Here is a 19,607-nt window from a genome sequence, read left to right on the forward strand (position 1 = left end):
GTGATGTGGAACCCGGACGTATCCGACGATCGGCGGCCTTGTCGTACCCGACAGGCACAATCAGCTCACAACCATCAATCCGAAACCGCACAGGCCAGGACGTCACCCCGATGAAATTTCGAGGCTAGTCTGCGCGTTCATCCGTTGGAGCGGCGTCCGTTTGCTCGAAGCTCAACTCGCGACGCTCGCTGACACTGGTAAACCATTCCGGGTCATCACAACGACGTATCTGGGTTCCACCGAAAGAGAGACCCTCGACCGACTCGTGCGCAATTACGGGGCGCAAGTCCGCGTGCAATATGACAATCTCCGAACCCGCCTCCACGCGAAAGCGTGGTTGTTCCGCCGCCATTCGGGTTACGATACCGCATACATCGGTTCTTCGAATCTCTCCAATGCCGCGATGATTGACGGCGTCGAATGGAACGTGCGACTGTCGCGAGTCACCACCCCTGCCTTAATCGACAAGTTCACATCGACATTCGAGACCTATTGGAACAGTGACCCTTCGTTCGAATCCTATGATCCGGATCGAGACAGAGATCGCCTAGACGACGCCCTCGCAGTGGCTTCGGGTAATCGAAGGCACCGTTCGCTAACTCTGAGTACTTCAAGACTCGAAGTGAGGCCGTACCCATACCAGCAAATCATGCTCGAGGAGTTGCAGGCGGAGCGTGACGTACATGGCCGACACCGAAATCTGATTGTAGCGGCGACAGGAACCGGCAAGACCGTTCTTGCAGCTCTGGACTATCGCCGCATCGCTCACGCAGCCGAACACCGCCCACGGCTACTATTCGTAGCGCACCGTGAGGAGATTCTCAATCAGGCACTCAGGACCTTCCAAGAGGTGTTAACCGACCCAAATTTCGGCGAGTTGTATGTCGCCGGAGCTCGCCCAGAGCGATGGGATCACGTTTTCGCGAGCGTACAGTCGCTCAGTAGTTACGTCACCGAAATTCCTGCGAACCACTTCGAAGTGGTAATTATAGATGAGTTTCATCACGCTTCGGCACGTACATATCGACAGATAGTCGATCACCTGCAGCCCAATGAGATGGTGGCACTCACTGCTACCCCAGAGCGCGCCGACGGTATCGATGTTCGCCAGTTCTTCGATGGTCGCATCGCATCTGAACTTCGATTGTGGGATGCACTCGAGGCCGAGCTGCTGTGCCCATTTCACTACTTTGGAATTGCCGACGGTACCGACCTATCCCGACTCAGCTGGAAGAGAGGAGGTTACGAAACAGCAGAACTTGAGACGTTGTATACCGGGGATGATGCGCGTGCACGGATCGTGCTCAACGCAGTACGCGATAAGATCGTCGCACCGCTCAACATGCGTGCACTGGGATTTTGCGTGAGCGTTCGCCATGCCGAGTACATGGCGCGAGTATTCACAGAAGCCGGAATCCCCTCTGCATCGGTGTCTGGCAAAATCCGGGGCGCCGAGCGGACCGAACTCCTCGCTAGTCTGGGCAATCGCTCCATCAATGCAATATTTTCGGTTGACGTATTTAACGAAGGCGTCGACATTAAGGAAGTCGACACGATCTTCATGCTCCGGCCAACAGAGAGCGCAACCGTATTCCTGCAGCAACTGGGGCGTGGACTTCGCCGCACTGAATCGAAACCTATTCTCACTATTCTCGATTTTGTCGGCAACCAACGCGAAGAGTTTCGCTGGGATCTCCGGCTCCGAGCACTAACGGGAGGCAGTCGACGGTCACAGAAACAGAAGGTCATCGATCAATTCCCAACGCTACCGTCCGGGTGTCGGATCGTGTTCGATAAGACCTCCCAAGAAATTGTTCTGGCCAGCCTTCAACGGCAGCTCACGATGCGATGGAAAGACATGGTCCGCGAACTACAATCGGTGGGCGATATCACCTTTGGAGAATTCCTGGACGAAACCGAATTGCCACTTGCGAACCTTGTCAAGGACGGCAACAAGTCATGGACTCGCCTGCGCCGAGATGCCGGCCATCTCTCCGCGTCAGGTTCGGTGCTGGAATCTGAGATCCTCAAGCGAAACCGAGCATTTTCACATGTTGACGATCCCGTCCGCGCGATAGCGTATCGGCGCTTACTCTCCGACACGAAGACCTACAGCGAACTATCCGATCGAGACAGGCGACTCGCGGATATGTTGATATTTTCCGTCTGGCCGACAGGCGGAGATTTCGCTTCCCTCCGTGAAGCTCTAGAACTTCTGCGATCAGAGCCTGAGGCATGCAAAGAACTGATCGCGATTACGGACTACGGATTTGAGAATTCTCGACAGCAAACAAGACCACTGGCGGGATCACTGCGTGATCTACCGCTGCAGCTCCACGCACATTACCAGCGCGAGGAGATTCTTGCTGCTCTCGGTGTTGCGGCACTACAATCCAAGCCAGGGAATTTTCGCGAAGGTGTAAAGTATATCGACGACCTCAATGTCGACGCATTCTTTGTGACGTTGACGAAGTCTGACACCGGATTCTCGCCGACGACAATGTATCGGGACTATCCGATAAGCCGTAGGTTGTTCCATTGGGAAAGTCAGTCGACAACGACACTTGCTTCAAGGACTGGTCAACGTTATGTGAACGGGACCAGCACTGTGCTGTTGTTCGTCCGACATCGGAAGGTGGGCGAGTTTGGCCCCATGCCGTACATGTTCATCGGCCCAGCAACGATGGCAGATCACCGAGGCGAGCGACCGATCGCCGTCACCTGGAGACTTTCATACGAGATGCCCGCCGAGTTCTTCCACGAAGCCAAGGTGGCTGCGGGGTAGATTCGCCGCCCCCGCGCTCCCGTGGTTTCGACACGCTCGTCGCTCCGCTCCTCGCGGCTCAACCAGCGGGCAGGGCTCAACCAGCCGACGGGTCGCCTACTCCCCCTCGGCGCTCCACTTCTCCACCACGACCATGCCGGGGACCTTCGGGACCTTCAGATCCTTGACCTTGTGAGTCTTGCCCTTCTTGTTCCGGGCGATCGGGTCTTCGTCGACGACCAGTTCCTCGTAATCCTCGTCAGCAGGGTCCTCAGCGGTGTCCTCGATGCCGGCTTCCTCGACGTCCGCGCCGGAGTCTGCGTCCGCGTCGGGCTCCGCCGATTCCTCGACATACGTCATTCCCAGGTACTTGCGCCACGTGTTGTCGTCCCGGGGCACCACACCGTCCTCGGCGGCGGCGCCCTCGGCGGTACGGACCTGGTTCATCAATGCGATCGCGCGACGACGGAGGTCGTCCTCGACGCTGCCGACGGCATGCTTGCGGAAGGGGATATCGACTCGATAGAGCGAGGGGCTCACGGCCGCGACGGGGAAACCTGCGCCGGCGAGACGCTCGAACACCTTCTGCACCAAGGCCAGCGCCGGCTGGGTGGTGACGATGCCGTCGAGCACACTGCCGCGTTCGCGCTCGGCGGCTTTCGCTGCCTCCCACTCGTTGATCTGACGATGCAGATCGGCGTGCTCACCGCCCAGAACGCCGGGTGTTCGATTCGACACTTTGTCGATGAAGCTCTGCGCCACGTCGTCGATGTCGAACGCCCCGACCGCCGAATCAGCGGCGATGCGCGCGTGGAACAGCACTTGCAGGAGGAGATCGCCGAGCTCAGAGCAGAGTTCCTCGGACGTACCGTGGTCGATCGAGTCGAGCAGCTCGTACACCTCTTCGAGAAGGTACTTGCGCAGCGAGTCGTGCGTCTGCAACCGCTCCCACGGGCCCATGCGACGAAGCCGGTCCATCAGCTCGACAGCCCGCAGCAGCTTGCCGCCCGGGAGATTACTGCCTTCGATGACCGGCTCGCCCCACTTCAACCGCTCGACGACAGCCGGATGATCACGATCAGAACTCACCAGGGTCTTAGTACCGTCGTCCTCGACCAGACCGACGAGCTCGTACGACGGCAACTGCCACAACAGCGACGGGTGCACCTCTTCGGTGACGGCCACGGTCTCCGCGAGCAGCGCCACCGCACCGGCAGGAACGAGATCGGGTCGCGACGCGTCGAGCAGGACCACGGTCATGGAAGCTCCTCCTCGCAAATCAGTGTCAACCTCGACATTAACGCGTCACAAGGCTTCGCTCCGGTCACACGCGCGGGAAGGAATCGTGTCGCGCATTACTGCCGGGATGGCGGCCTGACACCGAGCCATCCTCACTGCCGTCTTCACTCGGCACGCCCCTGATCTCCGTCAGTACTGCCCGCAATGCCGGGTCGGCCTCCGCGCTGTGCCTCCACACGGTATGGACCTCACGCCGCGGCGAATTCTGCAACTCGCGCACCGCCACCCCCTCCGGCACGCGAGGCCGGGCGAGGCGCGGGATCAGCGCGACCACGTCGCCCGCCTCGACCAACGCCATCTGCGTGCCGAAGTCGTCCACCGAGTGGATCACGTCCGGCTGCTGCTCCGACTCGGCGAACAACCGCTCGAACCACCGATGACAGACCGTGCCGACGGGACTGGTCACCCATCCGCAGTCGCGGAGCTCGGCCCGCCGGATCGGCCGGTCGGCCTCAGCCAGCGGATGCCCCAGCGGCACCGCGAGGTCGCCGATGTCGGTGTGCAGATGCGACCGCTCCAGCCCCGCCGGCACCGCGACCGTCACGCCGTCGGCGTCGTGAACCATCGCGAGATCGGCGTTGCCCGACTCGACCGCGTACACGGCGGGCACCGGATCGAGTTCCGTCACCTCGACTCGCACCTCCGGATGGAGGCGTCGCACACGCTTCAATGCGGGCGCGACGATGCCGCGGACACCGGTCGAGAACGCTGCGATCCTCACCACACCGCGCGGCGAACCGGCATCCACCGACCGTGCCGCCGCCACCGACTTCTCAAGCGCGTTCAGCACTTCCGGCGCGGTCTCGACGAGCGCATGTGCGGCCGGAGTCAGCACCACCCGGCGCCCGGCCGGCGCCACCAGACGCACCCCGACCTGCGACTCGAGCCTCTTGATCTGCTGAGAGATGGCCGAGGGCGTGAACCCGAGCTCGTCGGCGGCCCGCGCCATCGTCCCCAAATCGGCGACGGCCCGCAGAGCTCTCAATGCTCCGACATCGATCATGAAGTACTCCTAACGATTACTCACGATAACTCCTCGCTTGTGGTGAACTATTTCCGTGGCGACGATGAATGCATGACTTCGACCTCGCATCCCGCGCGCGCGATCTTCGGATCGAACCTCGTCGCCATGCCGACGCCGATGAACCCCGACGGCTCGCTCGACGAGGTCGGCATCGGCGCGGTGGCGAAGCATCTCGTCGACACCGGCTGCGACGGGATCGTGGTGGCCGGCACCACCGGGGAGGCTCCGACCCTCGAACTCGTCGAATTGCTTCGCGTACTGGAACTGGTCCGCGCCGCGGCGGGTTCGGCGACCCGCCTCGTCGTCGGCGTGGGCACCAATCACACGGCTAAGAGCGTCCAGACCGCCAGAGCAGTCGCCGCGGCAGGCGCCGCCGACGCTCTGCTGGTCGTGACGCCCTACTACTCGAAGCCGTCTCAGGCCGGAGTGATCGCTCACACGGTGGCGATCGCCGACGCCACCGAACTCCCGGTGATGCTCTACGACATCCCCGGCCGCACCGGCCTCGCTCTCACCCGGGAGACGCTCGTCGAACTCTCGCACCACCCGCGCATCGCCGCGGTGAAGGATGCGAAGGGGGATCTGTTCGAGGTGATGTCGGTGATGGCCGAGACCGGGATGGCGTACTACTGCGGCATCGACGAGCTGAACCTGCCGTACCTGGCGGCCGGAGCCTCGGGTCTGGTCAGCGTGATGGGAGTGGTCGGCGCAGACCGCAACAGGGACCTCATCACGGCGATCGATGCGGGCGATCTGCCGCGGGCCCGCGCGATCAATGACGCCGTCCTCCCCCTGACGATCGCACTGATGCGCACAGCACCGGGTGTGGTGACCGCGAAGGCCGCGCTCCGCGAGATCGGCGTCATCTCCCATGCCGCCGTACGCGCGCCACTGCTCGAGGCGACCGCCTCTGAGGTCGCCGTCATCCGCGCCGCCCTCGCGGCCGACGGTCAGCCGACCGGCGATCGGTTGCTGACGGCATAGCCGACGCGCGCTATCACCCTCAGAACGGCGGTTCGCCGTCGCCAACCAGCATCGCCTCTCGGCGTCGGCGGTTAGCCGCGCGCCGCTGCATCCGATAGCGGTGTTTGGCCTGGGTGCGGGTCCGTGCCCTCTCGGGCTCCCCCTCGGCGTGTCGTGGCGGTTCGCGCGACTGGCCGATCGACACGCCGTGACGGCACTGGAAGCGGCCCAGCTCCGGCAGCAACCAGAGGTTCAGCGCCTGCTGACGCACCGAGACTCCGTCCGGGGTCGTCACCTCCGACCAGAGAACACCGGCCGCATCGACGACCTGGTCGTCGACCCACCCGCTGCCGAAGGTCTTCAGACCGTGATGGAAGCGGCATTTCGGGTTCAGATTGCACAAGCAGGTCGGGCCGCCCGCGGCGGGGTCCACGTGATCGAACTCGACGACGTGATCGAGATCGGATTTCCACGCGGGACGATCGCAGCCCGGCCAGGTGCACGTGCCGAACAGGGCACGCACCGCGGTGGCTACAGCGGCGGACGGCCGGTATCGATCCGCATGGGCGGCGCAGTCGGCGATGACCTTGTCGATGTCGAGTTCCCGTACCACCGCGTCGGGCCGAGCCATGAGTTCACGCGCACGCCTGGCCGAGATCGGACCGACCCCGTCTTCGTACGCCGGAGTCTCCGACGTCCCGTCGAGGGCGTCTTTGCGGACCACGACGTGAACCACGATCTGACCGCGCCGCGATTCGACCTGCTCCGGCGACAGGGCCGAAGCGCAGTCGTCGCGATCGCATCGGCAGGTGAACTCGGCGCGATGCAGCAGCGCGGTCGCGGCATCGGACCGACGGGCCTGCTTCGTGCGGGGATCGAAGGGACAGACGCCGTCGGCGAGGGCGTCGATGGTACCGAGCGCGATCATCGCATCCTCGGACGAACCGGTGATGACCATCTCCGACATGCCGTCGGACACCGGGGACACGACCACGTTCTTTCCCGCTGCGATCTGCTCGCGCGTCATGGTCACCGCATCGGGATCGTACTCGGCGACCACCGCGGAGACGATCGACTCGACGCGGGCGGCCGATAGCCCGCCCGCCTCGGAGAGACGGTGCGCGATCTCCGCGTCGATGAACTCCAGGAGCTCCAGGTCGTCCACGAGCGCCGTCTGCTCGACGGCCCGCGTGAACCACGCGACCGTGATCCGACCGTCGCGCAGCAGCCTGCCCACTGCCGGGATCCGCTCCACGCACGCGATCGCGCGATCGACGAACATCTCAGCGGTGTGCGGCCGTACTCCGGCTGCGACCGCGTAGGCCGCGGCCGTCTGGCATTGCGGGTCGTAGAGCCGCGAGTACGCGTCCACCGCCGAATCGGCCTCCAACTCAGCCCTTCTCGCCTGATACAGGCGGTACACGGCGGCGTAGCGATGCCACATCACCGCGCCCTGATAGCAGTCCGATCGAGCGGCGAATTGCAACAGCGCGGCTCGATCGCCCTTCGCGCCGTCCGGGATTCCGATCCGGATGACGATCGCATCGTCGTCGATCCGGACCGTCGAACCCTGAAAACGGTCGATTCGAGTACTCATGCCGCCCCCTTCATCGAACTCACATTCGAGACTATCGGAGGGGTCTGACATCGACCGGACGCTACGACTCCAGCGGCGCGATCGTCTGAAGGAACGTGACGAGATAGTCGACGAGCTCTGTGTCCCGGAGTCGGGGGGAACCGACGCCGCCGGTACGCGGGATCGGCAGTGTCACCATGTGGGTCGCGGCACGGTAGCTCGCCGACGAGTACATGCGCGCGAGCCGGACCTGCTGGCTGTCGAGCAGAAGCATCGGTGAGATCCGGATGGATTGACCGGCCAGACCGACCTCCGCGATACCGCGTTCGCGGCACCGGAGCCGCAGACGTGCGATCGCCGCGAGACGCTGCGTCTCGACGGGCGGCTCACCGTAGCGGTCGGTCAGTTCGCTCATCACCTCGTCGACGTCATCGTCACTGGTGGCCGACGCCAGCTTGCGGTATGCCTCCAGCCTGAGCCGGTCCGCCTCCACGTACTCGACGGGGATGTGCGCGTCCACCGGAAGGTCGATGCGCACCTCGACGTTCTCCTCGGTCGCCACTGCCTTGCCGTCGGCCGCGGCTCGGTACGCCTCGACCGCTTCGCCGACCAACCGCACGTAGAGGTCGAAGCCGACACCCGCGACGTGCCCGGACTGCTCGGCGCCGAGGACGTTGCCGGCACCGCGCAGCTCGAGATCCTTGAGCGCCACCGCCATGCCGGCACCGAGTTCGTTGTTCTGGGCGATAGTCGCGAGCCGGTCGTAGGCCGTCTCGGTCAGCGGCTTGTCCGGGCTGTACAGCAGGTACGCGTACCCGCGCTCCCGGCTTCGCCCGACGCGCCCGCGCAGCTGGTGCAGCTGCGAGAGCCCGAAGTTCTCCGCACGGTCGACGATCAGGGTGTTGGCGTTCGAGATGTCGAGCCCGGTCTCGATGATCGTGGTGCACACGAGGACGTCGTACTCGCGGTCCCAGAAGCCCTGGACGGTTCGTTCCAGTTGCTCCTCGCCCATCTGCCCGTGCGCGACCACCACCCGGGCCTCGGGAATCATGTTCGCGAGATGCTTGGCGGTCTTGTCGATGGTCGAGACGCGATTGTGCACGTAGAACACCTGACCGTCGCGCAGCAGCTCGCGCCGGATGGCCGCCGCGACCTGCTTGTCGGAGTAAGCGCCGACATACGTCAGGACCGGGTGCCGTTCCTCGGGCGGAGTGAGGATGGTCGACATCTCGCGGATACCCGCCATCGACATCTCGAGGGTGCGCGGGATCGGCGTCGCCGACATGGTGAGCACGTCCACGTGGGTGCGCAGCGCCTTGATGTGCTCCTTATGCTCCACACCGAAGCGCTGCTCCTCGTCCACGATCACCAGACCGAGGTCTTTCCATCGGACGCCGGTCTGCAGCAGCCGATGCGTGCCGATGACGACGTCGACCTCACCGGAGGCCATCTGCGCGATGATCTCCTTCGACTCGGCCGGATCGGTGAACCGCGACAACCCGCGCACGGTGACCGGGAAGCCCGCCATCCGCTCGGTGAAGGTCTGCAGGTGCTGCCCGGCGAGAATCGTCGTCGGTACCAGGACCGCGACCTGCTTCCCGTCCTGAACGGCCTTGAACGCGGCGCGGACTGCGATCTCGGTCTTGCCGTAACCGACGTCGCCGACCACCACCCGGTCCATCGGGACCGGCTTCTCCATATCGGCCTTGACCTCGCCGATCACCGTCATCTGGTCGACGGTCTCGGTGTAGTCGAAGGCGTCCTCCATCTCCCGCTGCCACGGGGTGTCGGGGCTGAACGCGAAACCCGGTGCCGCATGCCGCGCGGCGTACAGCTGCACCAGTTCGCCCGCGATCTCCCGGACCGCCTTGCGCGCCTTGCGCTTGGTATTGGCCCAGTCGGAACCGCCGAGCTTGCTGAGCCCCGGCTGCTCGCCGCCGACGTAGCGCGACAACTGGTCGAGCGCGTCCATCGGAACGTACAGGCGGTCGCCCGGCTGTCCCCGCTTGCCGGGCGCGTACTCGATCACGAGGTACTCGCGCCGGGCACCGGAGACCGTGCGTTCGATCATCTCGACGAACTTGCCGATGCCGTGTTGGTCGTGCACCACCAGGTCACCGGCGCTCAACGCCAACGGGTCGACCTGATTGCGCCGCTTGGCCGGCAGTCGCCGGCCGTCCTTCACACCGACGACGCGAGCGCCGGTGACGTCCGCCTCGGTGGCGATCACCAGACGCGCCGACGGGCAGACCAGTCCGCGCCGCAGCGTGCCGTGGAACACGCCGACCGCGTCGGCCGGCAACTCATCGCCCGGCTCCACGAGCCGGGCCGGGACCTCGGCCTCACCGAGACGGTCGACGAATCGCATCGCAGTGCCCCGGCCGGCGGCGATCAACGCCGCACGACCGCCCGAGGCGACCTGAGCGCGCAACGACGTCATGAACTCGTCGAGCTCGGCGGGGTCGCCGTGCGGCGCCGGCCCGGGCTGCAGATCGAGTTCGAGCTCCTCGCCCGATCCCGCCGAGAGCGGACTCATCGTCCACCACGGTTTGCCCGCCTCCACGGTCGCACGTTCGACGTCACCGACGCTGCGGTAGGCACTCGCCGACAGGTCGATGGAGGGTTCGCCCGCGGCCACGGGCGCCGCTGCCCCCAGCGCCGCGGCGTTCCACGACGCCTCCAAGAACTCCTCGCCGGTCCTCGCCAGATCGGCGGCACGGGTGCGCACCTTCTCCGGATCGAGGACCAGTACCCGAGTGCCGTCGGGCATCACCTCGGTGAGCATCTGCATCCGGCCGTCGACGAGTGCCGGGATCAGCGCTTCCATTCCCTCGACGGGAATGCCCTCCGACAGTTTGGTCAGGATCTCGCGCAGCGACTCGTCCTCGACTGTCGACGCGAGTTCGGCGGCCCGGTCCCGGACCTCCGCGGTCAGCACCAGTTCTCGGCACGGATGAATCTGGACCACCGACGTGTCGATCTCCGGCTGCGTCCGCTGGTCGGCGACGGAGAACGCGCGGATGTCGGTCACCTCGTCGCCCCAGAACTCCACTCGCACCGGGTAGTCGGCGGTGGTCGGGAAGATGTCGAGGATGCCGCCGCGCACCGCGAACTCGCCGCGGGCACCGACCATGTCGACGCGCTCGTAGGCCATCTCGACGAGCTTCTCGATCAGACCGTCGAACTGCACCTCCGTGCCTTCGGTGAGCGTGACCGCGCGCATCGCACCGAGCCCGGGAGCCATCGGCTGCACAAGGGAACGGACGGTCGCGACGACGACGCGCAACGGGGACACCGCCGGGTCGGCCAGTCGACTGAGCACCGCGAGCCGGGCACCGACCGTGTCGGCGCTGGGCGATAGCCGCTCGTGCGGCAGCGTCTCCCACGACGGGAATTGAGCGACGACCGACGTCCCGTTGGGCCCCGACGGCAGCAGTTCCGACAGTTCGGTCGTGAGGTCGTCGGCCTCCCGACCGTTGGCGGTCACGACCAGGACGGGGTTCTCGGAGATCTCGGCCAGGCGCGCAACCACCAGCGGCCGGGCCGCGTCCGGTGCCGTGATGTCGAGGCGAGTCTCGCCCACTCGTTCCCGCAGCAAACCGAAGGCCGCATCACGAAACGCGAAGGAGGTCAGCCCGGACAGGGAGGGACGCGGCGCAGAGGGGGTCGACACTGTGTCAAGTGTAGAAGACCACCGCGTCCTGTCGCCCCCAGGCTCGTCGGTCCCCAGGCTCGTCGGTCCCGGGCTTGTCGGTCCCCCAGGCTCGTCGAGTGAGCGGAGGAGCGGAGCGACGAGGCGCATCGAGACCGCGCAGGCCGCCTGACACGGTCTCGATACGCCGCGGCGCTGCGCGCCGAGGCTACTCGACGAGCCTGGGGAGGGCACCGCGCGCCGAGGCTACTCGACGAACCTGGGGAGGGCACCGCGCGCCGAGGCTACTCGACGAACCTGGGGAGGGCACTGCGCGCCGGGCCCTCTCGACGAGCCTGGGGAGGGCACCGCTCCCCCTCCTTCACCCCGACCGACCGGCGGCCGCGAGCAGCGATGCGCCGAGCGGGCGCGAAGGAGCGGCGCCGGGCAGAATCGCGTACACCGAGGAGCCGATGGGCGTCGTCCACTCATTCAGGTCGTCGTGTTCGTCCAGGCGCCGCTGAACCGGAATGTACTGCTTGACCGGATCCCGCTGATACGCGGCGAAGATCAGCCCGCTGTTGGACGTGTCCGCCGAGCCCGCCTCGGGCGGGTCGTCGTAATTGAACCCGCGACGGATGAACTGCTCGTCCGGCGCCCGACGATGCGCCCGCGCGATGTGCGACGACGGCGGGATCACCGGGATGCCGCCGCGTGAGGCTTCGAAATCAGGATCGTCGGACTCGTAGCGCCCGGTCAGCGGTGCGCCGTTGTCGAGGGTGCGACCTGTGGAGAGCTCCCGCCCCCGGCGATCGAGCGCCTCCCAGGTGTCCATGTGCATCGCGATGCGCCGCAACACCAGGCTCGTCCCGCCGGCCATCCAGGGCTGTTCGCGCCCGTCGTCCCAGAGAAGGGAGCCGTAGTCGTCGGGGCTCGGCTGGACGGTGCCGTCCACCTGTCCGAACAGGTTGCGCATCGTGCCCGGCGCCATTCCCGGACTGTTGCGAAACCCCCGCTGCACCCACCGGACCCGCACACTGCGGCGGACCGACGAGGTCAGCATGCGCGTCGCATGTGCGAGGGCCACGGGGTCGTCGGCGCCGATCTGCAGAAGCAGATCAGTCTGTCCCCACCGCGGATCCAGCCGGTCGATCGAGAAGGGCGGGAGCGGCGCGAGCCATGACGGCCGCAGAGGCGCGAGAGCCGGCGCCCGGAACACCCGGTCACCGAGACCGACGGTGACCGTCAGGTTGCACGGCAGCACCGCGAGTTCGGGCTCGGTGTCGGACAGGCTCGGCTCGGCACGGGTGAGCCTCGACGCGTCCTGCGTCCACAGGCGAAGGACCCCCGCGAAAGTGTCGACGTCGGTCGGGTCGACGAGATCCAGGCCGACGAATTGAGCGTGCGACTGAGCCGGGGTCACGATGCCGGACTGATGCGTGCCGTAGAACGGCGTCAGGCCGGAACCCGCGGCGGGGTCGGGCGAGGAGAACTCTCGCCCGACGCCCACCGCGGCCGCCCCGATGCCGATGCCCGCCAGGCCCGCTCCGCCGGCGAGGAGGGTACGGCGCGAGACGCGACCAGTCCGCTGCTCAGTCACTGATGCGAGTCGGCGTGCGCCGACTCGGACTGCTGCATGTCGTGCCCGGCCGTACCGTGGTCCATGTCCGGGTGGTCAGTGTCCCCGCCGGGCGCGTAATTCTCCTGATTGCCGTCGAAGTCTCGGGCGAGAGCGTCGAAGGTCTTGGTGGAGCCGTCCTCGAAGCGGATCGTGAACGCGACGTTCTGTCCGGTCGTGATCGGCCTGGTGACATCCATGAGCATGAAGTGCTCAGCGCCCGGCGACAGCGTGATCGACGACTTCGCCGGGACGAGGAAGCCGCCGTCCTTCTGGCGCATCGTGGTGCCGCCGGAGCCGTTGTCGACCACTTCGTGCATCTCGGTGGTGCGGGCGAGGTCGGTGTGCGCCGACACGATGCGGATGTCGTGGTCGGACGAGTTGGCGATGGTCCCGAAGGCGGCGGTCATTCCCGATTCGGCGGCCTTGACCCATTGGTCGGAGACGGTGATCGAATCGGAGGCCGGTGCGGAGGAGTCGTCGCTGCCGCAGGCCACGACGACGAAGGACAGCAGGGCTGCGGCGGTGAGGCCGAGCGAACGGATGAGGGTACGGCTTATCGCCATGAGTGATGTCTCTTTCGTGCAGAGTCTGATACCCCGCGATCGGATGAGACCGCCGGGGTGGTGTCGGATGGGGTTCAGACCAGCGAAGGAGGACCGCGGACCGCGGCGGAGGCGACCATCGGCGCGGGCCGGAGCGCGGCAGCGTGCCGGTCGGCGCGGATGACGACGAAAGCGGGGTCGAGACACACCCGCGTGCTCACCAACCGCCAGACATGGGACACGCTGTTGCCGTACGCCCGGCTCAGTTGCTCGGCGACGAAGAGCACGGCAGCCGCGGCGGGGACGGCGAGTGCGTGCCAGAACAGCATCAACGGCCCGGGCGTCACGCCGGTTCCGTGTCCCGCGTGCCCTGCCATCAGCGACAGCACTCCGTGAGCGGTCGCCTGGCCCGCGGACAGCGCGACCAACGCGCCGGTCGCAGAGATGCCGATCCGGCCGCGAGCCCGTGCTCGCTCCACCGATCGCACCTGAGCGGCGCGGACCAGTCCGACCCCGAGCGCCAGGCCGAGGAGCACCGCGGACTGCGCCGTCGTGGGAAGGTGCCCACCGCCGATCGAGTGGGCCGCGACACCCAGGATGAGCGAGACCACCGATGCCAGGAACCCGTGCGCGGTCGCGGGGACCTGCGCACCGGTCGGCGTCGGGCGAATCAGCACGTCGTCAAGGGTACTACCGGAGGTCGTACCGGCCGAGTCGGCCGCCCTTCGCGGCTCTTGCGCGCGACTGCTCGTCGTCGACGCGCTCGTCGACCGGACCGTCGTCGACCCGGCCGTCGGACACGCTGCCTGACCTCGGCGATCGCCGCCTCGGTTTGAATCATCGGCGTTCGCCACCGATCGTGGAGTGCATGTCTGACGAACGGGAGAATGCTGACAGCGAACCACGGGGGACGGACACAGAGCACGGGACGGACACAGAGCACGGGACGGACACTGAGCACGGGACGGACACAGCCGCCGTGCTCTTGGACGGCGCAGTCTTGATCGACCCGTACACAAAAGAGGCGACATCCGTATCTCCGGGCGTTGCACCGGTGCCCCACCACTGGCACGTCGGCGAGAACGACACCGATGAGGAGATCACCGAGAAGCTCAAGCGCCAGGGAGTCCGGCTCGGCCGCGGTGGAATCGCTCCGGCGGTGTTCTGGCCGGCACTGATCGTGATCGTCGCGGTGAGCGCTCTCGCCGTCGCGTTCCCCGACCAGACGAGCGAAGTCTTCACCGATGTCCAGAACTGGATCGTCTCGAACCTGGGCTGGTACTACATGCTGATCATCGCGTGTTTCGTGGTGTTCGCGGTCGCGCTGTGCTTCTCCAGGCTCGGCCGCATCCGGCTGGGCAGACCCGATGAGGCTCCCGAGTTCGGCAGGGTGAGCTGGTTCTGCATGCTGTTCGCCGCCGGAATGGGCATCGGACTGGTCTTCTACGGCGTCGGTGAGCCACTCACATATGCGACCGTGCAACCGAAACCCGGCTGGAGCGGTAGCCAGGAGGACATCGCCGGTCTGGCGATGGCCCAGACATTCATTCACTGGGGTCTGCACCCGTGGGCGGTGTACGCGGTGATCGGGCTCGCGCTGGCATACGCGATCCACCGCCGCGGGCGACCGGTGTCGATCCGGTGGGCGCTCGAACCGCTGCTCGGCGATCGGGTGAAGGGCTGGGCAGGCGACCTCATCGACATTCTCGCCATCTTCGGCACGGTCTTCGGCGTCGCCACGTCGCTGGGGCTCGGCGTGCAGCAGATCTCAGCGGGCATGCAGTCGATCGGCGTCATCGACTCCGTCGACAACACCCTCCTGGTGATCCTCATCGTCGCCATCACCTTCCTGGCGACCCTGTCGGTGGTGAGCGGTCTGGGCACCGGAATCAAGTGGTTGTCGAACATCAACCTGTCGATCGCCGGACTGCTGGTGATCGCGATGCTGCTGATCGGTCCCACTCTCTTTCTTCTGCGCAACTTCGTGCAGTCGATCGGCGTCTACTTCGCCAACCTGTTCAACATGACGCTCGACGTCGGAGCGTTCCAGGGCCAGGAGGCACAGGACTGGCTCAGCGACTGGACGATCTTCTATTGGGGCTGGTGGATCGCCTGGGCGCCTTTCGTCGGCGTGTTCATCGCCCGGATCTCGCGCGGGCGGACAGTGCGCGAGTTCATCGCCGGATGCCTGATCGTGCCGACTCTGGTCGGATTCGTCTGGTTCTCGGTGCTCGGTGGTACGGGCCTGCACCGGCAGTTCTTCGGCGAGGGTGACCTGGTGGAGGACGGCAAGGTCTCGCCCGAGGGATCGCTGTTCCACGTGCTGTCGGACATGCCGCTCGGCACGGTCTTCTCGATCCTCGGGATCGTCCTGGTGGCCGTCTTCTTCATCACCTCCTCCGATTCCGGCTCACTGGTCGTCGACATGCTCGCCTCGGGCGGCCACCCCAATCCGCCGGTGTGGTCCCGCGTGCTCTGGGCGTCGCTCGAGGGCGTCGTCGCGATCGCTCTCCTGCTCGCGGGCGGACTGCGGTCGCTGCAGGCCGCGTCGCTGGCCACGGCCCTGCCGTTCAGCGTGATCCTCGCGATGATGTGCTTTGCGACCGTGCGGGGTCTGCGATTCGAGCACGACAAACTGCGGCGGGCCGCTCAGGCACAGCGGTTGGAGGCCGCGACGTCGCACATCGCGGGCGAGGTCTTCAGCACGATGCCGGACGAGCCGGCCCTGCGCGATTATGTCGACGACCGCATCGACTACCGCCTGAGCCGGACCCGGGGCGGGTGGCGACCCGAGCGTTTCGGCCCGAAGCACCGCGAGTAGACCGTACTGGGCCTTCGGGCAGTCTATGGCCCGATCGTGTACTGCAGGTAGACGCAGCCGATCCAGCGGTCGAACTTGCGCCCGACACCGGGTGTGCGGCCCACTTCGACGAAACCGACCTTCGTGTGCAGCGCGATCGACTCCGGAACGTCCTCGGAGACGACAGCCATGATGGTGCGCGTCACCGCCGGGTCCGCCGCGTTGATCAACGCGCGCAGCAGGTGCTTGCCCGTCCCCCGGCCCGCCGCCTCGGGCCGAAGGTAGATGCTGTCCTCGGCGGTCCAACTCCAGCCCGCCTTTCCCCGATACACGCCGAGACAGGCGTAACCGACCACCTCGCCGGGTGCGCCGGCCACGAGGAACGGGCGTCCCGCGGCAACAGTCGTCTCGAGTCTGGTCCGCCACTGCGCGACGGAGGGCGCCTCGAGGTCGAACGTCGCAGTGGAGTTCTCGACGTAATACCGGTAGATGTCGGCAACGGCCTCGCAGTCGTCGGACGTCGCCGGGCGAACGGTCAGCATGTGCTGATCTTGCCGCACCGCCGGGCAACTACGCTCGACTGGTGGGCGATAACGAGTCAGAACCTATCGAGGTCCGCGAGGAGGACGTCGAGGACCACGGAGCCGACCGCCTCAAGACGGGGCTGAAGCCACGCCACCTCGTGATGATGAGCCTCGGATCCGCCATCGGCGCGGGGCTGTTCGTCGGGTCCGGAGAAGGCATCGCGCTCGCCGGACCCGCGGCACTCGTCTCGTACGCCATCGTCGGCGTCATCATCGTCTCGGTGATGCGGATGCTGGGCGAACTCGCGGCGGCCGATCCGAATCCCGGCGCGTTCTCCTACTACGTCGGCAAAGCTCTCGGACCCGGAGCCGGCTTCATGATGGGCTGGCTGTGGTGGGTCCAGATGACGATCGTGGTCGCAGCCGAGTCGCTCGCCGCGGCGGAAGGACTCAACGCACTCGTCGGTCTGCTGCCCGTCTGGGCGTGGGCGCTGGTGTTCATGACCGTATTCAGCGTGCTCAATCTGACCGGAGTGTCGAACTTCGGCGAGCTCGAATTCTGGCTGTCGTTGATCAAGGTGACGTTCATCGTGCTCTTCCTGGTGATCGGAGCGGCCTACCTCTTCGGCTGGATGTCCGAGCCGTCTCCTGGACTCGCCAACGCCGGCGACTTCCTCCCGCACGGCATCGGCGGTGTCACGGCCGCACTTCTGGTGATCGCGTTCGCCTTCGGCGGAATCGAGATCATCGCCGTCGCCGCCGCGGAGACCGACGATCCCGGTCCGAGCGTCACGAAAGCCATCCGGACCATCGTCTGGCGCATCCTGGTCTTCTACGTGGGATCGGTGGCGGTGATCATGCTCGTCCTGCCGGCAGACGACCCGCGCATCCGCGAATCGCCGTTCGTCGGCGTGCTCGAGCAGACCGGCCTTCCGGCGGTCGCCGCCACGATGGGCGCCATCATCGTCGTCGCGCTGCTGTCGTCGATGAACGTCAACCTCTACGGCGCGTCGCGGATGCTGTTCTCCCTATCGGTGCGACGGATGGCGCCGCGGTCGGCGCGGCGGGTCTCCTCCCGTGCGGTTCCCGTCCCTGCGCTGCTCGCCAGTACCGTGTTCGGCTTCCTCGCAGTGCCCGCGACCTACTTCTGGGGCGACCAGGTTCTTGACCGTCTCCTATCGGTGGTCGGCTCGACGCTGCTCGTCACGTGGCTCGCGATCACCTGCGCCCAGATCGTGCTGCGCAGACGCGCCGAGCGAGACGGAACGCCGCTGCCGCTGAAGATGTGGGGGTATCCATACCTGTCGTGGCTCACGCTGATAGCTCTGGTCGCTATCACGGTGCTGGCGATCGTGACCCCGTCGGTTCGCGGTCAGGTGATCTCGACCGCCGTTCTGGTGACCGTTCTCTGGACTGCGGGAGCAGTCACTTATCGTCGTCGTTCGACGCAACCGAGTCGGCGAGCGCGGGGTGCACGGTAGGCTGCGTCGGCTCTTTGTACTCCGCGTCGACGAGCATCGGCTCGGGATCGAGCCGCGTGAGGCCGTTCCAGCACAGATTCACCAGATGCGCGGCCACGACCTCCTTCTCCGGCTGCCGGACGTCGAGCCACCACTGTGCGGTCACTGAGACCATGCCCACCAGCGCCTGCGCGTAGAGAGGCGCCAGCGCGGGATCGAATCCGCGCCGCTCGAAGTCCCCGGCGAGAATGTGTTCCACCTGGCTGATCGCGTCGTTCAGCAGGCTCGAATAGCGAGTGTCCTCGCCCCCGCTGGTCGACTCTCCTCGGACCAGGATGCGGAACCCGTCGGTCCGCTCCTCCATGTAGGTCAGCAGCGCCAGCGCGACCTGCTGAATCCGGTACAGCGACCGATTCTTCGTGAGCGAGGACGTGACCATTTCCAGCAGGGTCTCCATCTCGCGGTCGACGACAACGGCGTAGAGACCTTCCTTGCCGCCGAAATGCTCGTAGACGATGGGCTTCGACACACCGGCTCGCTGCGCGATCTCCTCGATCGACGTTCCCTCGAAGCCACGTTCGGCGAACAGCCCCCGCGCCACCTCGATGAGCTGCAGTCGACGCTGAGCCCCGGTCATCCGGGCCCGGGGTGCCTTCGTGACGACTTCTGCTCCGCTCTCCGCGGGCCTGCTGATGGCCATGCCACCAATGGTAGTGCCGGCCTCAGACTCCGAAAGCCACCGAGCACGGAGAGAGGGAGTCACGCTGTGCCCGGTCTCCCGAGGTTTGTCGAGTAGGCGGGCGAGCGTAGCGAGCACGTCGTATCGAGACGACTCTCCTTCCGTGTGGTGGTTTCGACTCGCTCCGCTCGCTCAACCAGCCTGCGGGAAGCGTTCGCCAACTCCCCAAGGTTTGTCGAGTACGCGTGTGAGCGTAGCGAGCACGCCGTATCGAGACCCCTGCCCGTCGTGTGGTGGTTTCGACTCGCTTCGCTCGCTCAACCAGCCTGAAGGGGGTGCGCGCTCAACCAGCCTGCGGGAACCGCTCTCCGACTCCCTCGAGGTTTGTCGAGTAGGCGTGTGAGCGTAGCGAGCACGCCGTATCGAGACCACTCTGCCCGTCGTGCGGTGGTTTCGACTCGCTTCGCTCGCTCAACCAGCCTGAAGCGCTCGCTCAACCAGCCTGCGGGAAGCGCTCTCCGACCCCCGGAGGTTTGTCGAGTAGGTGGGTGAGCGTAGCGAGCACGCCGTATCGAGACCAGCCTGCCCGTCGTGTGGTGGCGGTGTCAACTCGTGGAAGCAACGTTGTCCTTCAGTAGGCGTTCGAAGACTTCCCGTGGAGTGTAGAAGCCCAGGCACTGCCGTGGCCGCTCGTTGAGCTCGCGGGCGATCGCTTCGAGGTACA

At 66.0% G+C, this 19,607-nt stretch carries 12 protein-coding genes and 2 pseudogenes; 4 read left to right on the top strand and 10 right to left on the bottom strand.

The window, feature by feature from the left end:
* Window positions 1–124: 124 nt before the first annotated feature.
* Window positions 125–2,785, top strand: a pseudogene (locus ABFX36_RS18070) (DUF3427 domain-containing protein); the annotation flags it as partial.
* Window positions 2,786–2,881: 96 nt separating this feature from the next.
* Here the strand turns inward: ABFX36_RS18070 and ABFX36_RS18075 are convergent.
* On the bottom strand, window positions 2,882–4,024 hold the full coding sequence (locus ABFX36_RS18075; RefSeq protein WP_006897584.1) for a nucleoside triphosphate pyrophosphohydrolase: 1,143 nt from the start codon (window positions 4,022–4,024) through the stop codon (window positions 2,882–2,884).
* Window positions 4,025–4,088: 64 nt separating this feature from the next.
* Window positions 4,089–5,066, bottom strand: coding sequence for a LysR family transcriptional regulator (locus ABFX36_RS18080; protein WP_346077664.1), 978 nt, complete (start codon window positions 5,064–5,066; stop codon window positions 4,089–4,091).
* A 72-nt stretch (window positions 5,067–5,138) separates the two neighbouring features.
* On the opposite strand from ABFX36_RS18080, the gene dapA reads away from it, so the two are divergent.
* Window positions 5,139–6,071 carry a 4-hydroxy-tetrahydrodipicolinate synthase gene (gene dapA / locus ABFX36_RS18085; protein WP_006897586.1) on the top strand — a complete coding sequence of 311 codons (933 nt, stop codon included), beginning with the start codon at window positions 5,139–5,141 and terminating at the stop codon, window positions 6,069–6,071.
* 19 nt (window positions 6,072–6,090) lie between these two features.
* On the opposite strand, the gene ABFX36_RS18090 is transcribed toward dapA, so the two are convergent.
* From ABFX36_RS18090 to ABFX36_RS18110, 5 genes are all read right to left on the bottom strand, one after another.
* Window positions 6,091–7,647: an HNH endonuclease signature motif containing protein gene (locus ABFX36_RS18090; protein ID WP_346077666.1), complete on the bottom strand. Its 1,557-nt coding sequence runs from the start codon at window positions 7,645–7,647 to the stop codon at window positions 6,091–6,093.
* A 61-nt stretch (window positions 7,648–7,708) separates the two neighbouring features.
* The gene (mfd, locus tag ABFX36_RS18095) at window positions 7,709–11,299 is read right to left on the bottom strand and encodes a transcription-repair coupling factor (protein ID WP_346077668.1); all 3,591 of its coding nucleotides are present in this window, start codon (window positions 11,297–11,299) and stop codon (window positions 7,709–7,711) included.
* A gap of 340 nt (window positions 11,300–11,639) precedes the next feature.
* The gene (locus tag ABFX36_RS18100) at window positions 11,640–12,857 is read right to left on the bottom strand and encodes a Dyp-type peroxidase (protein ID WP_278126442.1); all 1,218 of its coding nucleotides are present in this window, start codon (window positions 12,855–12,857) and stop codon (window positions 11,640–11,642) included.
* Window positions 12,854–13,441 (bottom strand): copper chaperone PCu(A)C, encoded by a 588-nt coding sequence (locus tag ABFX36_RS18105; protein WP_006897590.1) that lies wholly within the window; start codon window positions 13,439–13,441, stop codon window positions 12,854–12,856. Before ABFX36_RS18105 ends, ABFX36_RS18100 begins: the two co-directional genes overlap by 4 nt.
* Before the next feature lie 74 nt (window positions 13,442–13,515).
* Window positions 13,516–14,097 (bottom strand): hypothetical protein, encoded by a 582-nt coding sequence (locus ABFX36_RS18110; RefSeq protein WP_231875779.1) that lies wholly within the window; start codon window positions 14,095–14,097, stop codon window positions 13,516–13,518.
* A gap of 377 nt (window positions 14,098–14,474) precedes the next feature.
* Here ABFX36_RS18110 and ABFX36_RS18115 point away from each other — a divergent pair, with 377 nt between their 5' ends.
* A complete protein-coding gene (locus ABFX36_RS18115; protein WP_006897592.1) occupies window positions 14,475–16,241 on the top strand; it encodes a BCCT family transporter in 1,767 nt (588 codons plus the stop codon).
* Window positions 16,242–16,264: 23 nt separating this feature from the next.
* Here the strand turns inward: ABFX36_RS18115 and ABFX36_RS18120 are convergent, their stop codons facing one another.
* On the bottom strand, window positions 16,265–16,762 hold the full coding sequence (locus ABFX36_RS18120; protein ID WP_346077671.1) for a GNAT family N-acetyltransferase: 498 nt from the start codon (window positions 16,760–16,762) through the stop codon (window positions 16,265–16,267).
* Window positions 16,763–16,803: 41 nt separating this feature from the next.
* On the opposite strand from ABFX36_RS18120, the gene ABFX36_RS18125 reads away from it, so the two are divergent.
* On the top strand, window positions 16,804–18,225 hold the full coding sequence (locus ABFX36_RS18125) for an amino acid permease (RefSeq protein WP_082083877.1): 1,422 nt from the start codon (window positions 16,804–16,806) through the stop codon (window positions 18,223–18,225).
* Here the strand turns inward: ABFX36_RS18125 and ABFX36_RS18130 are convergent.
* Window positions 18,170–18,904: a TetR/AcrR family transcriptional regulator gene (locus tag ABFX36_RS18130; protein ID WP_045536949.1), complete on the bottom strand. Its 735-nt coding sequence runs from the start codon at window positions 18,902–18,904 to the stop codon at window positions 18,170–18,172. The genes ABFX36_RS18125 and ABFX36_RS18130 overlap by 56 nt on opposite strands.
* 584 nt (window positions 18,905–19,488) lie before the next feature.
* Window positions 19,489–19,607: pseudogene (locus ABFX36_RS19090) on the bottom strand (IS30 family transposase); the annotation flags it as partial.

Origin of the sequence: Gordonia cholesterolivorans (assembly GCF_039531975.1) — a bacterium.
In the GTDB taxonomy this organism is placed as follows: Bacteria; Actinomycetota; Actinomycetes; order Mycobacteriales; family Mycobacteriaceae; genus Gordonia; species Gordonia sihwensis.